This is a genomic window from Ochrobactrum sp. WV_118_8 (assembly GCF_039631535.1).
In the GTDB taxonomy this organism is placed as follows: domain Bacteria; phylum Pseudomonadota; class Alphaproteobacteria; order Rhizobiales; family Rhizobiaceae; genus Brucella; species Brucella anthropi.
In genome coordinates this window covers 1,933,626-1,953,094 of sequence record NZ_JBDIUZ010000002.1, presented here as the reverse complement: position 1 = coordinate 1,953,094, position 19,469 = coordinate 1,933,626, and the positions used below count along the sequence as shown (strand labels likewise).

Here is a 19,469-nt window from a genome sequence, read left to right as displayed (position 1 = left end):
ATGAAAACCGTTCGATTAACCGCCGCACAGGCATTGGTGCGCTACCTCGCCAATCAGATGACGCCGGATGGTGAGACCTTTATCGCAGGTGTTTGGGCTATTTTCGGCCACGGAAACGTGGCCGGACTTGGCGAGGCCCTCCATGGCATTCGCGAAGAACTGCCCACATGGCGCGGCCATAATGAACAGACCATGGCCCATGCAGCCATTGCCTATACCAAGCAGCTTGGCCGCAAGCGTGCCTGTGCTGTCACCTCCTCCATCGGCCCCGGCGCAACAAATATGGTCACTGCAGCAGCCCTTGCCCATGTGAACCGCCTACCAGTTCTCCTCATTCCCGGCGACGTCTTTGCCAATCGTGGACCTGATCCCGTGCTGCAACAGATCGAAAACTTCAATGACGGCACTATGACCGTGAATGACTGTTTTCGTCCGGTCAGCCGCTATTTCGACAGGATCACCCGGCCTGAACAGCTTCTCACTGCCCTGCCCCGCGCCTTCCGCACCATGACCGATCCTGCTGATTGTGGGCCGGTTACGCTTGCTTTCTGTCAGGATGTGCAAACGGAAGCATATGACTGGCCGGAAGAGTTCTTTGAACCGAAAGTCTGGCACTGGCGCCGTCCACCGCCGGATCAGAATGAACTGAATGCCACAGCGGCAGCAATCAAGGCAGCGCTGAAACCCGTTATCGTTGCAGGCGGCGGAGTCCACTACTCCGGCGCTCACGAAGCGTTGCGCAATTTTGCCGAAGCACATGGCATTCCAGTCATCGAGACCCAGGCTGGCAAATCGGCGCTACCGTGGGATCACCCGCTCAATTTTGGTCCGGTTGGCGTGACTGGGGCAGACAGCGCCAATGCTATCGCAGCGGAAGCCGATCTTGTGATCGGCGTCGGCACACGCTTTCAGGACTTCACGACCGGATCATGGGCGCTGTTCAAACATCCAGGGCGCAAGCTTGTCTCGCTAAACGTCCAACCCTATGACAGCTCCAAGCACGGTTCGCTTCCATTGGTTGCCGATGCAAAGATTGGCCTTGAAGCGCTCTCGAAAGCGGTTGGCAGCTATAAGCGCCAACCTGCGGACACAGCGTTGAAAGAAAAATGGTTTGCGGCGGCAGACGGGTTTACCGCTGCCCCCAGTGACGGCAACGCTTTGCCAACCGATATGCAGGTGATCGGCGCGGTACAGCGTCAGGCACAAGAGAACACAGTCGTCATGTGCGCGGCAGGCACCATGCCGGGCGAACTGCACCAACTCTGGAAAGCCGGTCGCCCCATGTCCTACCATATGGAGTATGGCTTCTCCTGTATGGGTTATGAGATAGCTGGCGGCCTTGGTATCAAGATGGCCGAACCAGATCGAGACGTCATCGTGATGGTCGGTGACGGCTCTTACATGATGGCCAATTCCGAACTCGCCACTGCCGTCATGATGGGGCAGAAGATTACGGTCGTTATTACCGACAATCGTGGTTTCGGTTGCATCAACCGGCTGCAGATGGCGACTGGTGGCGCTGAGTTCAACAACCTGCTCGACCATTCGAGCCACGTGAACCCGTCGCACATCGATTTCGCCGCCCATGCCGGAGCTATGGGTGCCGATACGAAGAAAGCAGGGTCGATCCGCGAGCTGGAAGAGGCTTTGGCGGAAACCCGCAACAGCCCGCGCACCACTGTCGTCATTATCGATACCGATCCTTACCCGACCCCTGAAACTGGCGGTTGGTGGTGGGATGTCGCGGTGCCGGAAGTCTCGGAGCGTGAACAGGTACGTGCTGCGCGTAAAGATTATGAAGCCAAGCTCAAAGAAAGAAACTGACCGATGATCCTCTATGGCACCAATCCTATTGCCTGGTCGAACGACGATGATCGCAACCTCGGTGCGCATATCACCCTGGATCAATGTCTCGATGAAACCGCCGAGATCGGCTTCGATGGAATCGAGAAAGGTCACAAATTTCCGCAGGAGCCGGCTGCACTCAAAGCCGTGCTTGAACCTCGCAAGCTTCGCTATGTATCGGGCTGGCATTCGCTCAATCTGCTGGTGAATTCGGTCGAAGAAGAAAAGAAGGCAATGCAGCCCGCGCTCGACCTCCTGAAAGCAATGGGCTCGAAGGTCATCATTGTTTGCGAAACGTCGAATGCCATTCACGGCGATAACGACAAGCCGCTGTCCGAGCGTCCAGTGCTGGAAGAAGCGCGCTGGGAAGAATTCGGCGCGGGCGTCGAAGCACTGGCAGAACATGCCGCCGCCCAAGGTATCGCGCTTGTCTACCATCATCACATGGGAACGGTAGTGCAGAGCGAGGACGAGATAGACCTTCTGATGCAGCATACAGGACCGCACACGAAACTTCTTCTCGATACCGGTCACTGCCTGTTTGGTGGTGGCGACCCGGAGCGGGTTGCGAAAAAGCATATGGACCGCGTCGGGCATATCCACGCCAAGAACGTTCGTCCGGCCGTAGCCACTGAAGTACGCGACCAGAGCCTGTCGTTTCTGGAGGGGGTCCGTCGCGGCGTCTTCACTGTTCCGGGCGATGTAGATGGCGGCGTCGACTTCGTGCCCGTAATGAGAGTTGCCGCTGATAAAACCTATCAAGGCTGGCTGGTGATCGAGGCAGAACAGGACCCCGATATTCGTAATCCGTATCAGTATCAGTCACTTGGGCTAAAATCGTTAAAATCATTCGCACGCGAAGCAGGACTCGACAAAGGAGACTGAGACATGGCCAATTTGTTACGCAAGCCCAACGGCACGCATGGCAAGGTCCACGACATCACTCCGAAAAGCGCCAAATGGGGTTATGTCGGGTTCGGGCTCTATCGTCTCAAATCCGGCGAGAGTGTCTCCGAAAAGACCGGATCGACGGAGGTGATCCTTGTTCTTGTGGAAGGCAAGGCAAAGATTTCCGCTTCTGGCGAGGATTTCGGCGAGATGGGCCAGCGCATAAACGTGTTCGAGAAACTGCCGCCACACTGCCTCTATGTGCCTGCTGAAAGCGACTGGCATGCAACCGCCACGACAGATTGTGTTCTGGCTGTTTGCACCGCACCGGGCAAGCCAGGTCGCAAGGCACAGAAGCTTGGGCCGGAAAGCCTGACACTTGAACAACGCGGAAAAGGTGCCAATACCCGCTTTATCCATAATATCGCAATGGAAAGCCGCGATGTTGCCGATAGCCTTCTTGTTACCGAGGTATTCACACCGCAGGGAAACTGGTCGTCCTATCCACCCCACAGACACGACGAAGACAATTTCCCGCATATGACCTATCTGGAAGAGACCTATTATCACCGTCTCAACCCGGCGCAGGGCTTCGGCTTCCAGCGTGTTTTCACCGAAGACGGAAGCCTTGATGAAACCATGGCGGTCTCTGACGGAGACGTCGTGCTTGTACCAAAAGGCCACCATCCATGTGGCGCGCCCTATGGCTACGAGATGTATTATCTCAATGTGATGGCCGGTCCCTTGCGCAAATGGCGCTTCAAAAACCATCCCGACCATGACTGGATTTTCAAACGCGACAATCCGTAAACAGAAAAGCCCCGGATCCGGGGCTTTTCAATAAGCTGTCGTTCGTCGCTATCGGCCGGCTGGCAGCGCATTGTTCGCCCGCGATGCATCGATGCTCAGGGGGCCAGGTCCGGCAATAAACAGATAAAGAAAAATGAAGCAGAACAGGATTGCAGCAACACCGCCATTCTGGCCTGGGAAAAAGCTTTGGGATGCATGAGCGATGAAATAGGCGCATGCCATCAGGCCCGAGAGAATGAAGGCAGAAAACCGGCTGAAAAGACCGATTAGCAGCGTGAAGCCCAAAACAAGCTCAAGGACACCCGCGGTCCACGACAATGAGAACATTGCTGGCGAACGGCCTGAAGGAAAGCCAAGTATCTTCTCCGTACCATAACTGAAGAGTACAAGAGCTGCCACGATACGTAAAATACTGAGCATGATCGGTTGATATGCAGCTGTCCATCCGTTTGCCGACATAGGCTTCCTTCCTTCAAATGAAACACTATGCCAGCATATTATTGCGGCCTGCATTAGTTAAATAAAACACATTCACGAGTACGTTATCAGAGCCTCTCAGCTAAACCGAAACAAACAGTTTAGGAAATTAGGCGTTCTTTGTTTCTGTCCTCTCCTTGCTTATCTCGGGCTTAAACGCGCGATTTTTCTCAGATCTTCCACCGCACCGGGTGCAGCCACGAAGACCTTGTTGCCTTTGGTGAGCTGTTCTCCGTCTACCGGAAAAGGATGCACATAACCTCCCGCCTCACGCACGAGACAGAAGCCTGCCATGCAATCCCAGGCATGCATATAAGGCTCATAATATCCGACCAGCCTGCCAGCCGCGACATAAGCGATCATCAGTGCGCCTGAACCATTACGGATAAAGGTTCCGCCCGCCTCAAGCAGGTCTTCTACGATTTTTGCAACAACCTGTGGTGTTACGTAGTTGTTGGCGCCGATACCCGTCACCGAATTACGGATCGTGCGGCTCGGATCGAGAACCAGCTTCTTTCCATCAAGTGTTGCACCCAAGCCTTTTGCCGAAGCATAGAGCTCGTCGAAGCACGGCGCCTGGATTACGCCGATGACGGGCTCGCCGTCTTTCAGAACGGCAATGGAAACACACCAGTTCGGCATACCGTTGACGAAAGGACTGGTGCCATCAATAGGATCCACAACCCATGTGTAACCCGAAGTGCCTTCATTCAACCCGTATTCCTCTCCCAGAAAACCATCCTGAGAAAACGCTTCCGACACACGGGCACGGATAAGCTGTTCGACGTCCCTGTCAGCAATCGACACCACATCCTGCGGATCACGCTTGGTTTCGATAACCAGTGTTTCACGCTGCTTGAAATAGTCGAGAGCCTTGGCGCCCGCCTCGCGCGCGATCTTTTCGGCAAGCGCCAGCCGCGCTTCTAGTTCCTGTCGGGGATGGGAAGTCATGATGATTTTCCGATGAGAGATAAAGAAAGGCGCGACGTTTTTGCGCCTATTGATTGATAATGGCAAGTCCGCGCGTTTTGAACTCGATCGATACATCGGTTTGCGGCGGCAGAGCCTCTTCGACCGCCGGATCGACAATGAAAAGCTTGCCGTGCTCGGTCTCGATTTCATACTCGATATGATCGCCAAGATAGGCCGAATGGGCAACCCGTCCGGGGAATCCGCCGCCAGCCTTTGGCTGCAAGGTCACCGCGTTGGGCCGGATCGCAAGCTGCGCCGGACCTGGTCGAGCGTTGCGCGCGGTAACCCGGTGGGTCAGGCTGCCCACACGAATGACAGCTTCGCCCCCATCTGCCGTCATCACCTCACACGGCACAACATTCGCCTCTCCCATGAAATCCGCGATAAAGGCTGAGGCCGGTGTTTCATAGAGATCACGAGGGCTTCCCTTCTGTGCGATATTGCCCTCCTTCATGACGATGATCGTATCGGAAACGGCAAGCGCCTCGTCCTGATCATGCGTGACATAGACGGCAGTGAACCCGAGCCTTTGTTGCAACTCACGAATTTCGGTCCTTACCCGACGGCGCAGGCGAGCGTCGAGGTTCGAAAGCGGCTCGTCCAGAAGCAGAACCTGCGGTTCAAGCACAAGCGCGCGCGCTACGGCCACGCGCTGTTGCTGGCCACCCGACAGTTCTGCCGGAAGGCGATGCCCCATTCCTGCAAGACCGACGAGCTTCAGCCCGTCTTCCGCACGTTCGCGCGCTTCCACTTTTTTCAAACCTGAAGATTCCAAGCCGTAGGCCACGTTGTCGAGCGAGTTCATATGCGGAAAGAGTGCATAGGACTGGAAGACCATGGACACATCCCGCTCATTGGCTGGCAGATTGGTCACATCCTTGCCACCGATCAGAATGCGACCCGAAGTCGGATGTTCAAGCCCAGCCAGCAGCCGCAATGTCGTCGTCTTGCCGCAACCGGATGGTCCAAGGAGCGTCACCAGAGTTCCCGGCTCGACGGTCAGGGACAGATCGGGCAAGGCGGTAAAATTACCGAATTTCTTGGTGACATTTTCAAATGTAACGGAGCCGGGACGGATCGCAGTCATGCGGTTTTCTCCTGACGAACGGTTTTGACGGAGGGGACAGCCGCAACGCGGTTCTCGCGCCTGAGTTTGCGTTCACCCACGAGGAGCTGGAAGCCTGTAATGACCACGATCATCACGACAATCAGCATCGATGAATAAGCAATAGCCACGCCGAATTCACCGTTTTCGACCAGACCGACAATGTAGGATGTCGCCATGTTGTATTGCGCCGAAACGAGGAAAATAACCGCGCTGATGGACGTGATGGCACGCACGAAGGAATAGACCAATGCAGCTGTGATTGCGGGACGCAGCAGTGGCAGAATGACTTTGCGGATCGTGCGGAAGCTGTTTGCCCGCAACGTCAGCGAGGCTTCGTCGAGGCTCTTGTCGAGCTGGCTCATTGCGGCGATGCCGCCACGCACACCCACTGGCATGTTGCGGAAGACGAAACATGCAATCAGGATCAGCGCCGTGCCAGTCATTTCAAGCGGTGGCAGATTGAAAGCCATGATGTAGCTGACACCGATAACGGTGCCGGGAATTGCAAAGCTCAGCATCAAGGCGAATTCAAAGACGTTCCGTCCAACAAAACGCTGGCGAACGATCAGATAGGCCGTCAGCAACCCGACAGCAGCAGTCAGCGGAGCTGAGATCAGCGAGATTTCCATCGTCGTCCAGAACGAATTCCATGCCACACCGGTCCACGCAATGCCACTCTCTGTCCAATTGACGGAAAACGCCCGCGCGTAGTGCTCGACTGTCAATGTATTGTCGAGCCCCCACTGACGCACGAAGCCGCCAATAAGGATCATCGCGTAAACAACGACAGTGAAAATCATCCAAGGAATGACAAGGGCATAAACGCCGATCTTTAGGCCGCGTGGCAGCCCGGCATGCATACCGGAATCGCCTTTGCCGGTCACAGTTGCGAAGTTCTTGCCTGAGAGCCAGACGCGCTGGATAAGAAACGCAGTCAATGTAAAGCAGAGCAGCACGATTGCGAGAACTGCCGCGCGCGATGGATCGTTCTGCGCACCAACCACGGCAAAGAAGATTTCAGTCGAAAGCACGCCATTGCTGCCTCCGAGCACCATAGGATTGCCGAAATCCGCCATGCTTTCGATGAAAGCAATGAGAAACGCATTGGCAAGCCCCGGTGCCATCAGCGGCAGAGAAACCCTGCGAAACGTACGCCAGCGATCAGCGCGCAGAGTTTGAGATGCTTCTTCCATCGACGGCGACACACCCTCGACAACACCGATAAGTACGAGGAAGGAAATCGGGGTGAAAGACAGGACCTGCGCGATCCATATGCCGGTGAGGCCATAAAGCCACCGTCCCGGCTCCACCCCGAATATATTGGAAATCTGCTCCGTCACCACGCCTGCACGGCCAAAAAGCAGCGTCAATGCAAGACCGACAACGAAGGGCGGCGTGATGATCGGTAATATGGTGAGAAGCCGTAAGCCTTTCTTGAAAGGGAAGCCTGTGCGGGTCGCAACCAGTGCAAAGGCAAGCCCCAGCACTGTGGATCCGGTCGCCGTCATCAGCGCCAGCCATAACGTGCGCCATGCAACGCCACATCGCCCTTCGCCAATAACGCAGGCCAGACTCCAGATCGAGGAATCCTGAATATTGCCGATAAACCCCTCAGGTTTGAAAGAACCGTCGAAATCCTGCACCGACCCTGCAAACATGCTGATAACAGGATAGAAGACGAATACAGCCACCAATGCAACCAGCAGTGTAATGGAAGAGACGACAAAAGCATCCCCCTTCATCACACCGCGTTCCGCGAGACCAAACGAGAAAATCAGCAGAAAGCAGAGACCTGTCAGGATTGCTCCAGCGCCGAAGGCTGGCTGGCCGTCAGAAAGTGCGCCGAACAGATTTTCACTGATGGTCCAGTTCCAGCCGGAAAAACCGATGGCCAAGCCTTGCAGCGCCAGGAAAAGTACACCAAGAAGGCTCGCCCATATCAGAACACCGCTCCGACGTTCAACAGGCAATAGCAAGCGGGCACCGGCACAAAGCAGCATGAATACAGCAACAGCGCCAAGCCAAGGCCGTCCGAATAAGGCTACCTGCCAAAGGCCGGGTGCCGTTGCACCATCACCGAACATTCCAGCGAGCCAGCCGAAGCTCAGAAAGCCGTCTTCTATGCGATACCACGGCAACAAGACAAATGCCGCGAGTGCAAGTGCCAGAACGATATCCAGTCTGCGATTATGCTGTTTCATGGATGTCCGCGTCCCTCCAGATCGGGGATTTCCAAGGAATGGCTAGAGCATTTCCAGCAAAAGTGCGAAGCGGTTTTGCACAGGATAATGCGTAGAAACAAAGAGATGGAGCATTTCCAATGATTCAATTTAAACTGGAAATGCTCCAGGTGCGCCGGCTCCTGCATATTTCAGGAAAACCGCTGCCTTGTTCCCTCATCCGGGACAGGTGCGTCGCACAACAAGAGCGGCGCACCCGGATTTCAAGCCAATGAAAGATCAGTTGGCGTGTGCACCGATTTCCTTATCCCAGCGCTCGAGCAATTCCTTGCGCTTGGCGGGTTCGCCATAGGTCTTGAAGTCATAATCAATGAGCTTGATGTCCTCGAAGCGCGGGGATTCCTTTGGAACCTCGGCTGATTTGTTCGAAGGCAACTGGAAGGATTTCGCATCTTTCATGTGCGACTGCACTTCGGCGGTCAGCGCCCAGTCGTACCACTTCTTCGCATTTTCGAGATTCTTGGCACCCTTGATGATCGACATGGAACCGATTTCGTAGCCTGTGCCTTCACACGGTGCGACCGACTTGATCGGGAAACCTTCTGCCGTCATCGATACTGCATCATGCATGAAGACGATGCCGATGCCAGTTTCACCACGCGCAGCCGACTTGACGGGAGCCGAGCCCGACTTGGTGTACTGCGATACATTTTCGTTGAGCTTCTTCAGATAATCATAGGCTTTGTCTTCACCCATGATCTGAACAAGCGTTGCCAGTGCCGTGTAGGCGGTACCGGAAGAATTCGGATTGGCCATCTGGATTTCGCCCTTATAGGACGCATCAAGCAGATCGGCCCAGCATTTCGGCTCTTTCAGGTTCTTCTTGGCAAGAATATCGGTGTTGTAACCCCAACCAAGCGCACCGGCATAAACGCCAACCGTGCGGAAGCCGGAGCTCTCGGCCTGTTTCTTGGCCCAATCGTTCAGCTGGTCGAGCATCGGGGATTTATATTCGAGCGTCAGCCCTTCAGCTGCAGCCTGAAGATGCGGATCGCCGGTGCCGGCCCACCAGATATCTGTCTTCGGATTGCGCGCTTCGGCCCGCACCTTGGCATAGGTTTCACCGGAGGAAAGCCGCACCATGTTGACCTTGATGCCCGTATCCTTCTCGAACATGTTCTTCATCTGCTCACAGATGACCACGTCCGCGGAACAGATAAGATTGAGATTGCCTGCGGCCTGCGCAGAAAAAGCGAATGAAGATACACCTGCGGCCAGCGCCGCAACCAGAAATGCCGAACGCATTGTTTTCCTCCCTTTATACGGCGCCTCCACGCCGACGCTTTTGCAAGCGTGTGCACAGTGTTTGCCTTTTATGAAAGCCTGTCAATGCCTTTGTAAATTTTATTCTGAAATTACAAAAAATAATTCAATCATTCTGTTTTTGACCATCATTTGCACAGCCATGCAAACTTGTATCGATAAAAGAAAAAGGCGACCGAAGCCGCCTTTTAGTTATTGCCTGTCCCCAAGGAGATCAGCCGATTGCCATCAAGCTGGCATTGCCGCCAGCCGCTGTGGTGTTGATCGAAGTCGAAACTTCTTCCAGCAACCAGTTGAGACAATAGGCATCCGGGTTGTTTGCCAGTTCTTCCGTGGAAGCGGCTTGCGTCAGAACCAACGGTCCGGGAAGCGTTGCAAGCTTCTTGTTGATCTCGACAATGCGTTCAGCGTTCCCTTCAACCAACGCTCCAGCGAACGGTGCGTCGGATTCCCAGTTATTCGTCCAGATCGTGCGCGCTGCGACTGAAGCTGGAACATCTTTCAGGACATTCCGCAAACCTGAAGCCTCGTCGATATACACAGTATTGCCCGTAGCGAGGGCAGCCGTCATCTGGCGATAAAGGCCTGCTTCCGTTTGCGGAACCAGCAGGATATTTCCACGCGGATGCAGCGCATAAAGATTGCGCTCGCCAACAGGACCCGGCAATTCAAGGTCAAGACCGAGAGCCGAAGCGCTACCGGTGTCGCGCGCAGCCTGAGCCAGATCGTTCATGCCGCGCTGGCCAAGCCATTTCGCAAAATCCTTGAGCGCCGGATCAGTGTGAACCGAGCTATGACGCGGCGGGATTGGAGCTGTTTCCACCAGACGTCCGAGATAGAGCGGACCACCTGCCTTTGGACCAGTGCCGGACATGCCGCGTCCGCCGAATGGCTGCACGCCGACAATCGCGCCAATAACATTGCGGTTGATATAGACGTTTCCGACACGGATACGATCCGCAACATTGGCGATGGTCTCATCAAGGCGCGTATGCAGGCCGAAAGTAAGCCCGTAGCCGGTCGCATTGATATCATCGATCAGGCGCTCCATATCATCGCGCTTGTAGCGCACGACATGCAGAACCGGGCCAAAGACTTCCCGCTTCAGATCGCGAAGCGAATTGATCTCGACAATGGTCGGTGCAACGAAAGTTCCATTCTGGGTTTCAGGACCGAGCGGAAGCTGCTCAACCTTGCGACCGAGATCGCGCATACCCTGAACGTGCTTTTCGATGATGTTCTTGGCTTCATCGGTGATAACCGGCCCAATGTCCACCTTCAGCTTGTCGGTGCGACCGATGGAAAGTTCCCTGAGCGCGCCCTTCAGCATTGTCAAAATACGATCTGCGACATCTTCCTGCAGGCAGAGAACGCGGAGCGCCGAACAACGCTGACCCGCACTGTCGAATGCCGATGCAATCACGTCGAACACGACCTGCTCGGCCAAAGCGGACGAATCCACGATCATTGCATTCTGACCACCGGTCTCGGCAATCAGCGGAATTGGCTTGCCGTTCGGCAACAGGCGCGAGGCAAGCTGAGCCTGAATGAGCCGCGCCACTTCGGTCGAACCGGTGAACATCACGCCGCAAGTCTCTTCCGCAGCAACCAGCGCGGCCCCAATGCGGCCATCCCCCGGCAGAAGTTGCAGCGCATCCGCTGGAATGCCAGCCTCGTGCAGGATGCGAACACCCTGTGCTGCAATCAGCGGCGTTTCTTCGGCAGGCTTTGCCAGCACGGGATTGCCTGCAACGAGTGCGGCTGCGATCTGACCGGTAAAGATCGCCAGCGGGAAGTTCCACGGGCTAATGCAGACGATAGGTCCAAGCGCCTTGTGGCCGACGCCCAGCGTACGACGGGTCTGCTCTGCATAATAACGCAGGAAATCGATGGCTTCGCGCACTTCAGCAATCGCGTTCGGCATGGATTTGCCGGCTTCGCGCATGATGAGGCCAAGCAGAACCGGCATATCACGCTGCATGATATCCGCTGCGCGCTCAAGACAAGCCGCACGTTCGGCTGGCGCAACCGCAGACCAACTTGCCGTTGCCTTCTGTGCAGCTTTCATGGCTTTCGCCACATCTTCTTCGGCGATCTCCGTCACCGTACCGACAACATCGTTCCGGTCACCGGGGTTGAGAACCGAGCGGCTGGTGCCTTTTACCTTGGTTCCGGCAAGCTGAGGTTCCGATGTCCACACGCGGTCAGCGCTGTCTTTCAGAATCTTGCTGAGTTCAGCGAGCGTGACTTCGTTCGACAGGTCGAAACCGTCAGAGTTCTTGCGAGCGCCATAGAGATTCTCCGGCAGGGCAATCTGGTCGTGGCGTGCTCCGACGACAGCCATTGAGCGAACGACATCAACCGGATCCGCGATCAGTTCATCGACGGAGACACTTTCATCGCCGATGCGATTGACGAAAGACGAGTTCGCACCGTTTTCGAGAAGTCGGCGAACAAGGTAGGCCAGAAGCGTTTCATGTGTGCCGACCGGCGCATAGATGCGGGCCGGACGGCCGAGCTTTTCGGCACCGACAACTTCGTCATAAAGCGGTTCACCCATACCATGCAGGCACTGGAACTCGAACTTTCCGGTTTTGAAATCCGGACCAGCCAAATGATAGATGGTGGCCAGCGTCTGCGCATTATGCGTTGCAAACTGCGGGAAAACAGCATCTGTCGCCGCAAGAAGCTTGCGTGCGCATGCAATGTAGGAAACGTCGGTATGTACCTTGCGGGTATAAACCGGGAAGTCTTCCAGACCGTCAACCTGTGCGCGCTTGATTTCGGCGTCCCAATAGGCACCCTTCACCAGACGAACCATGACGCGGCGCTTGTTCTGACGGGCCATATCGATGATGAAATCGAGCACGAACGGGCAACGCTTGCCGTAGGCCTGCACCACGAAGCCGATGCCTTCCCAATCTGCCAGATCCGGATCTTCGATCAGGCTCTGCAACAGATCAAGCGACAGTTCCAGACGGTCTGCCTCCTCGGCATCGATGTTGAGACCGATATTATAGGACTTGGCGATAGCGGCCAGCGCCTTTACCTTCGGCAGCAACTCTCCCATGACGCGTTCGCTTTGCGCGCGGACATAGCGCGGATGCAAAGCGGACAACTTGATGGAAATGCCGGGGCCGTCATAGATGCCGCGACCGGCGGAAGCGCGACCAATGGCGTGAATGGCGGTTTCGTAATCCTTGTAGTAACGCTCGGCGTCGGCAGCGGTGGTCGCGGCTTCGCCCAGCATGTCGTAGGAATAGCGGAAGCCGCGTTCTTCCAGCGGCTTGGCGCGCTTCAAAGCTTCGTCGATGGTTTCGCCGGTGACAAACTGTTCGCCCATCATCCGCATGGCCATGTCTACACCGCGACGAATGACAGGCTCGCCGCAACGAGCGATCAAACGTGTCAGGGCAGCTGACAGGCCGCGATCATTGACCGTGTTGGTCAGCTTGCCGGTAACGACAAGTCCCCAGGTTGCAGCATTAACGAAGAGCGAACGGCCACCACCGATATGAGATTTCCAGTCGCCATTCGAAATCTTGTCACGGATCAACGCATCACGCGTCGCCATGTCCGGAATACGCAGCAGCGCTTCGGCAAGGCACATGAGCGCCACACCTTCCTGGCTCGACAGCGAATATTCATGAACCAGACCTTCGACGCCTGTACCCTTGTGCTTGGCGCGCAGCGCTTCAATCAGCTTGCGAGCCGTGGAACGGACTTGCTTGGCTGTTTCTTCCGGCAAGGCGGCCTGTGCAGCCAGCGCGGAAACGCATTCAGCTTCCGGGCGGCGATAAGCGGCGGTAATCGCCTGCCTCAGTGCGCTTTGCTCGCGGATCGGCGGCGCAAAATTCTGGAAAACCGGATTGGTAGGAGCGGGTATGGTGTCGGTCATGGTGCAATGCTCACAAATGAAAACAGCCCCGAGCGTCTTTGCCCAGTTTAGCTCTGCTTTAAGTGGGCGCACACTATCATTTGTGCAAATTGCATTCTGCCTTCATTTGCTCCATATAAAGGATTATCGATCTTATTATAGGTTCCAAAGTAGGCTAAAAGAATGCGAAAGATAGATTCTGTAGACGATCTGGACCAATTCGATCGGCGTATTCTGGAAGTATTGAGCGAAGACGGACGCATTCCTGTCACCGAACTCTCGAAAAAGGTCGGTCTTTCCAAGACACCATGCCAGGCAAGGCTGAAACGACTGGTCGATGAAGGCTATATTGTCGGCTTTCGTGCGGCCATCGACCCTGAGAAACTCGGTCTCGATCATATCGCCTTCACGACGGTCAAGCTTTCCGACACACGCGAAGCCGCGCTTGAGGCGTTCAACACGGCCGTGCGCAAGATACGTGAAGTCGAAGAATGCCATATGATCGCAAGCTCTTTCGACTATCTTCTGAAGGTGCGAACGCCCAACATCCGGCGTTACCGCGAGGTGCTGGGCGAAAAGATATCGAGCCTGCCCAATGTCGCAAGCACATCGACATTTGTGGTGATGGAGTCGGTCAAGGACAACCGCCCGGTAAGGGTCTATCCGGGCGCATTGTAATTTTCAGTTATAGCGGCTCACTTGCCAGATAACGCTCGAGCGTTTTGACAGTCCCATCCTGCCAGATGCGCAGAAGTGCGGATGAAAAAGCCGCCACATAAGCTGGATTTGAAGCGAGCGAGCCAAAGATATCATCCATCGCAAGCCATGCCGCCGGATTGCTTTTTGCAAGAGCCGCCTGCTTTGTCAGGCGGTCCCATGACGGATCGTTCGGCTCAATAACCGTGCCGCTATCGGTCGTGCCATAGCAGTAACGGCACCAGAATGCGGAAACAAGCGCCAGTCCTGTCACAGACTTGCCTTCTGCCACACGATCAGAAGCAGTGGGCAGAATGAACTTCGGCTGACGGTTGGAGCCATCAAGGCAAAGGCGGCGGATCGTATCGCCGATGCTTGGATTGGCGAAGCGTTCGTCGATGAGGATGCGATAGTCTTCGAGATTGGTATCCGGCACGGGTGGCACTTCCGGAATGATCTCATCCTTGCTGAGCTTTTCCAGATAGCGCCGGATCAGCGGATGCTCCATCGCCTCATGCACGAAGTGAATGTCGAGCAGTCCACCCGGATAGGCAATGGCTGCATGACCGCCGTTCAGAATGCGGATTTTCATCAGTTCATAAGCAGCGACCTGATCAGTGAACGTGACACCGACTTTTTCCAACGCAGGACGCCCAGTGGGGAAATTGTCCTCTACCACCCACTGCTTGAAAACTTCGCAAAAGACCGGCCAGCCATCTTCAACCCCGAAATCTTTCGCAGCGATTTCACGCTCGCGTGTACCAGTGGCTGGCGTAATGCGATCCACCATGGAATTCGGAAATGCGACATTGGCTGAAATCCAGTCGGCAAAGGCCGGATCACTAAGCTTCACGAGGCCGGTGACGGCATCTTCCGTCACATGCCCGTTGCCCGGAATGTTATCGCACGACATGACGGTGAAAGGTTGAACACCCGCCGTCTTGCGCAGTTTCAGTGCCTGCACGATTAAGCCGAACACGGTCTTTGGCTGGTCCGGATGAGTGGCATCTGCCACAATATCAGGATGAGCAGGATCAAAGGTCTGGCTGGCCGGATCGATATAATAACCACCTTCAGTGATCGTCATGGAAACAATGCGAGTAGAGGGCGATGTGAGATAGGCCATCAAAGCCTTTCGCCCTTCCTCGGTCGATATGGTTACATAATCGATCATGGAAGCGGTAATCCTTGCCCCCGCATAATCGGCTTCCTGTTCGACAACTGTGGTAAGCCAGTCTTGCGCCTTGAGCGTGTCCCGCATGGCATCATCACTGCCACGCACACCAGCGCCGACCAGCGCCCAATCGTGCCCCTCACCCATTCCGAACAGATCGTCCAGATAGACAGCCTGGTGAGCGCGATGAAAATTGCCGACGCCGAAATGCACGATGCCCGGTTTCAAACCGGTTGGATCGTAGCCGGGTTTGTGTACCTTGTCGAAGCTCTGGAGCGTTGCGCGCGACAGCTTGGTCATGACGATTTCCTTCAATTCAATCGGGTACGAACTGGACTTTCATCGTAGCTGGATCGCCACCGTGCTTGGTGAAGAACGACAGCATTTCACTGAGCGGCAGCCGATGCGAAACGAGGCGCGCCATTTCGCCCTTGTCCTTTTTCAGGATTTCCAAGGCCTGCGGAATGTTGCGGTTCAGCGAATGTGACCCGGCAATTCGGATCTGACGACGGAAAATGTCGAAAGGCGCAATCGAAATCCGCGCGTCAGGTGCGCAAACGCCAAACACCAGCACCGTACCACCGTCAGCCGTGAAGCCAATCATGCTTTCAACGACCTTGGCGATACCGGTCGCATCGGCAACAAAATCGAAACTGCGCTTACGCTTATCCAGCATTTCCGAGCCCGACACGACTGGCTCAAGGCCGAGACTTTCGACAAAAGTCAGACGGTGTTCGTTGATGTCAGCCACGGCAACCTGTTGCACGCCTTGCGCCTTCAACGATAAGGCTAGCAACAAGCCAATCGGGCCTGCACCGAAGACGAGTGCATTTTCGGCACCTTGTGAGCCGATTTTCAGTTTCGCTGCGCCAAGACCGTTGAGGACACAGGCAAGTGGTTCCGCGAGTGCTGCTACGTCAAAAGGCAGATTGCCAATGGAATGGAGATGGCTGGCATCGACAAGGCTCATGCCTGCAAAGCCACCATTATGGGTTACCCCATAGGCCTTTAAGTCCGAGCACAGATTGGTCAGTCCCTTGAGGCAGGCACGGCAATGACCGCAGGGAATATTCGGATCGACCGCAATGCGGTCGCCCACCTTCACATTGGTCACGTCTTCCGCCACCGCGACCACAATGCCCGCATATTCATGCCCTGGTACCAGCGGAAATGCGCTGGACCCATAGCGGCCATGCAAAACATCTATGTCGGTGTGACACAAACCCGACGCCCTGACGTCGATCAAGGCGTGTCCCGGCCGCAATGCTGGCTCCGGCAGATCAGTCAGTCCGGCTTCGCCGTGGCCTGTAAAATAGATCGCTTTCATTGTGTGTCCCGGCCCTGTCTCAAGCCATCCAGTTGCCACCGTCAACGCCGAAGGTCTGGGCGAGGATGTAGTCGCTATCAGATGATGCAAGGAAAACGGCCATGCCGGTAATATCTTCCGGCGTCGCGAAGCGACCGATTGGAACGGACTTCGCTACCGCCGCTTTTTTCTCACCCGGCTTCAGACCTTCCCATTTGGCAAAATTCGCATCCACCACGTCCCAATGTTCACCGTCGACCACGCCCGGTGCAATCGCATTGACATTGATGCCATGCTTGACGAGCGCCAAAGCAGCCGACTGCGTGGCGGAAATGATGGCGGCCTTAGACGCGCAATAGAGGGTCACCAGCGCCTCGCCGCGACGACCGGCCTGGCTCGCCATATTGATGATCTTGCCGCCGCGTCCGCGCTTGATCATCACGTTCGAGACCGCCTTTATCATGAAAAGCGGTCCCTTGAGATTGATACCGAGCACACGCTCATAACTGTCTTCGGTCAGTTCGTTGATAGGAGCCATATCGAAGATCGCGGCATTGTTCACCAGAATATCAATGCCGCCATATTCCGCGTCGATCTCTGCAACGACCTTGTCAATCTGATTGAGGTCGGTCACGTCAAGCTTTACCGCCTTGACCGATGAACCGATGCCGCGTGCGGCCTCCTCTGCCCGCTCAATATTAATATCGGCAATAATAACCCTCGCGCCCTCGCGCGCATAGGCTTCAGCGAAGCCAAGTCCGATACCGCGCGCAGCACCAGTGATGAGGGCCACCTTGTCTTTAAGTCGCATGGGGATACTCCGGGATATTGCAGCCTGCACTCACAGGTGCGTTTTCTTTTCCGTCAGCAATAATGGATGCCGTTCAAAGCGCTCCAAAGCCTTGCCATCGGGTGTAAACAAATGCGCGTCGGTCGGGTCAAAACCCAGTTTCGTCGTTTCGTGTGCACGTGCTGCGCTGCCACCGCCCGCCTCCGCAACAATCAGTCCGGTTGTGCTTTCATTTTGCACATAGAGATAGGTCTCACCACCAAGGCGCTCGACAACCATGATCTCACCTTCGAGGATACCATCCGCTGCCGGATGAAGATGTTCCGGACGAATACCGAGAACCAGCGGCGCCCCAGCGCTTACGCCTTCGCTTTTGACAGGCGCTTTGACCGAACGTCCATTTGCAAGCTGAACTGTCACCCCGTCGGTATCGACGGCACTAGCTTTGACTTCGATGAAGTTCATGGTCGGTGAACCGATAAAACCAGCCACAAAACGATTGACCGGATGATGATAAAGCTCCAGTGGCGATCCTACCTGCTCCACCTTCCCGTCGCGGAGAACCACGATCTTGTGTGCGAGCGTCATCGCTTCCACCTGATCATGCGTGACATAGATCATCGTCGCATTGAGCCGGTCGTGCAGGCGCGCCAATTCAATACGCATCTGCACGCGGAGCGCGGCATCGAGATTGGACAGCGGCTCATCGAACAGGAAAATCTTCGGTTCGCGCACCATTGCGCGTCCAATGGCAACACGCTGACGCTGACCGCCGGAAAGCTGTTTCGGTTTGCGGTCAAGCAATTGGTCAAGCTGCAGCGTTTTTGCAACCTCTTCCACCTTGCGATCGCGTTCAGCTTTGGCAACGCCCGCCAGTTTCAGCGCAAAACCCATATTGTCGCGCACATTCATATGTGGATAGAGCGCATAGGTTTGGAAAACCATGGCAAGACCACGCTCATCCGGCGGCGTATCGTTGATACGCTCACCATCAATCGTGAGGTCTCCGCCGGTGATTTCCTCAAGCCCAGCAATCATGCGCAGAAGCGTCGACTTGCCCGAACCGGATGGCCCGACGAAAACCACGAATTCGCGGTCTGCAATGTCGAGATCGACACCTTTGATGACATCAATATTGCCAAAGGACTTGGTGGCGTTTTTCAGTGATAGTGTAGCCATTTCATTCCCTTTATTTCACTGCGCCGAAAGTGAGGCCGCGCACCAGCTGGCGCTGCGTGACCCATCCGAAGACAAGTATTGGCGCGATGGCGAGCGTGGAAGCTGCCGAGAGTTTTGCCCAGAACAACCCTTCCGGTGACGAGAAGGACGCTATGAAGGCGGTAAGCGGGCCTGCTTGCGAAGCCGTCAGATTCAGGCTCCAGAACGCTTCATTCCAACAAAGGATGATCGAAAGGAGCGCGGTGGACGCGATACCCGGAAGGCTTAGCGGCAGAAGCAGATAGCGTATCTGCTGGCCGACTTTCGCACCGTCCATACGGCTTGCTTCGAGGATTTCTCCGGGCACTTCCTTGAAGAAGGAATAGAGCATCCAGACCACAATCGGCAGATTGGACAAGGTGAAGATGATGATGAGACCGGTGCGCGTATCAAGAAGCCCAGTATCGCGTGCCAAAAGATAGATCGGCACCAGCACGCCGACTGCAGGCAGCATCTTGGTGGACAGCATCCATAGAAGAAGGTCTTTGGTGCGCTTGCCGGGGAAGAACGCTGCCGCATAAGCCGCGGGCACCGCGATAATGAGCGAGAGAATAGTCGCACCCAGACTTTCAACCACACTGTTCATGGCATAGCGGAAATAATCAGCACGCTGATTGACCGCGACAAAATTCTCCAGCGTTGGCTCGAAGAACAGCTTTGGTGGTGCCACCGCGTCAATTTCCGTCTTGAATGCAGCAAGCAGCATCCAGAGGATCGGGAAGAACATCAGCAACGCCACGATCCAGCCAATGATCCCGGCAGAGACGGCAGCCTTGTTGATCTTGCGTTTTGCAGCCATCGGTCA

At 55.5% G+C, this 19,469-nt stretch carries 15 protein-coding genes; 4 read left to right on the top strand and 11 right to left on the bottom strand.

The genetic code is table 11. The features are described 5' to 3' along the window. Genes iolD through iolB form a run of 3 tightly spaced genes read left to right on the top strand, consistent with a single transcriptional unit; the run spans position 1 to position 3,543 of the window. A complete protein-coding gene (gene iolD / locus ABDF71_RS23440; protein ID WP_500061817.1) occupies positions 1-1,824 on the top strand; it encodes a 3D-(3,5/4)-trihydroxycyclohexane-1,2-dione acylhydrolase (decyclizing) in 1,824 nt (607 codons plus the stop codon). A 3-nt stretch (positions 1,825-1,827) separates the two neighbouring features. Then, positions 1,828-2,730: a myo-inosose-2 dehydratase gene (gene iolE, locus ABDF71_RS23435; RefSeq protein WP_029927092.1), complete on the top strand. Its 903-nt coding sequence runs from the start codon at positions 1,828-1,830 to the stop codon at positions 2,728-2,730. Between the two features lie 3 nt (positions 2,731-2,733). Further along, on the top strand, positions 2,734-3,543 hold the full coding sequence (gene iolB, locus ABDF71_RS23430) for a 5-deoxy-glucuronate isomerase (RefSeq protein WP_029927090.1): 810 nt from the start codon (positions 2,734-2,736) through the stop codon (positions 3,541-3,543). Between the two features lie 48 nt (positions 3,544-3,591). Here the strand turns inward: iolB and ABDF71_RS23425 are convergent, their stop codons facing one another. From ABDF71_RS23425 to putA, 6 genes are all read right to left on the bottom strand, one after another. Next, positions 3,592-4,002 carry a DoxX family protein gene (locus ABDF71_RS23425; RefSeq protein WP_010659027.1) on the bottom strand — a complete coding sequence of 137 codons (411 nt, stop codon included), beginning with the start codon at positions 4,000-4,002 and terminating at the stop codon, positions 3,592-3,594. Positions 4,003-4,161: 159 nt separating this feature from the next. Then, on the bottom strand, positions 4,162-4,971 hold the full coding sequence (locus ABDF71_RS23420) for an inositol monophosphatase family protein (RefSeq protein ID WP_012093200.1): 810 nt from the start codon (positions 4,969-4,971) through the stop codon (positions 4,162-4,164). A 46-nt stretch (positions 4,972-5,017) separates the two neighbouring features. Beyond that, positions 5,018-6,079, bottom strand: coding sequence for an ABC transporter ATP-binding protein (locus ABDF71_RS23415; RefSeq protein WP_151663117.1), 1,062 nt, complete (start codon positions 6,077-6,079; stop codon positions 5,018-5,020). Further along, on the bottom strand, positions 6,076-8,301 hold the full coding sequence (locus ABDF71_RS23410; RefSeq protein ID WP_151663118.1) for an ABC transporter permease: 2,226 nt from the start codon (positions 8,299-8,301) through the stop codon (positions 6,076-6,078). The genes ABDF71_RS23415 and ABDF71_RS23410 overlap by 4 nt, the downstream gene beginning before the upstream one ends. Before the next feature lie 258 nt (positions 8,302-8,559). Next, on the bottom strand, positions 8,560-9,585 hold the full coding sequence (locus ABDF71_RS23405) for an ABC transporter substrate-binding protein (RefSeq protein WP_010659031.1): 1,026 nt from the start codon (positions 9,583-9,585) through the stop codon (positions 8,560-8,562). Between the two features lie 232 nt (positions 9,586-9,817). Continuing rightward, entirely contained in the window at positions 9,818-13,501 is a 3,684-nt protein-coding gene (gene putA, locus ABDF71_RS23400; RefSeq protein ID WP_258124165.1) for a trifunctional transcriptional regulator/proline dehydrogenase/L-glutamate gamma-semialdehyde dehydrogenase, read from the bottom strand. 162 nt (positions 13,502-13,663) lie between these two features. On the opposite strand from putA, the gene ABDF71_RS23395 reads away from it, so the two are divergent. After that, a complete protein-coding gene (locus tag ABDF71_RS23395; protein WP_010659033.1) occupies positions 13,664-14,158 on the top strand; it encodes an Lrp/AsnC family transcriptional regulator in 495 nt (164 codons plus the stop codon). A 7-nt stretch (positions 14,159-14,165) separates the two neighbouring features. Here ABDF71_RS23395 and ABDF71_RS23390 read toward each other — a convergent pair whose 3' ends face one another. Genes ABDF71_RS23390 through ABDF71_RS23370 form a run of 5 tightly spaced genes read right to left on the bottom strand, consistent with a single transcriptional unit; the run spans position 14,166 to position 19,463 of the window. After that, on the bottom strand, positions 14,166-15,650 hold the full coding sequence (locus tag ABDF71_RS23390) for a mannitol dehydrogenase family protein (RefSeq protein ID WP_151663120.1): 1,485 nt from the start codon (positions 15,648-15,650) through the stop codon (positions 14,166-14,168). Positions 15,651-15,666: 16 nt separating this feature from the next. Beyond that, positions 15,667-16,677, bottom strand: coding sequence for a zinc-dependent alcohol dehydrogenase family protein (locus tag ABDF71_RS23385; protein ID WP_151663121.1), 1,011 nt, complete (start codon positions 16,675-16,677; stop codon positions 15,667-15,669). A gap of 19 nt (positions 16,678-16,696) precedes the next feature. Further along, positions 16,697-17,467: an L-iditol 2-dehydrogenase gene (locus ABDF71_RS23380; protein ID WP_029927083.1), complete on the bottom strand. Its 771-nt coding sequence runs from the start codon at positions 17,465-17,467 to the stop codon at positions 16,697-16,699. A 30-nt stretch (positions 17,468-17,497) separates the two neighbouring features. After that, positions 17,498-18,625: an ABC transporter ATP-binding protein gene (locus ABDF71_RS23375; RefSeq protein WP_151663123.1), complete on the bottom strand. Its 1,128-nt coding sequence runs from the start codon at positions 18,623-18,625 to the stop codon at positions 17,498-17,500. Between the two features lie 10 nt (positions 18,626-18,635). Then, a complete protein-coding gene (locus tag ABDF71_RS23370) occupies positions 18,636-19,463 on the bottom strand; it encodes a carbohydrate ABC transporter permease (RefSeq protein WP_010659038.1) in 828 nt (275 codons plus the stop codon). Positions 19,464-19,469 lie beyond the last annotated feature (6 nt).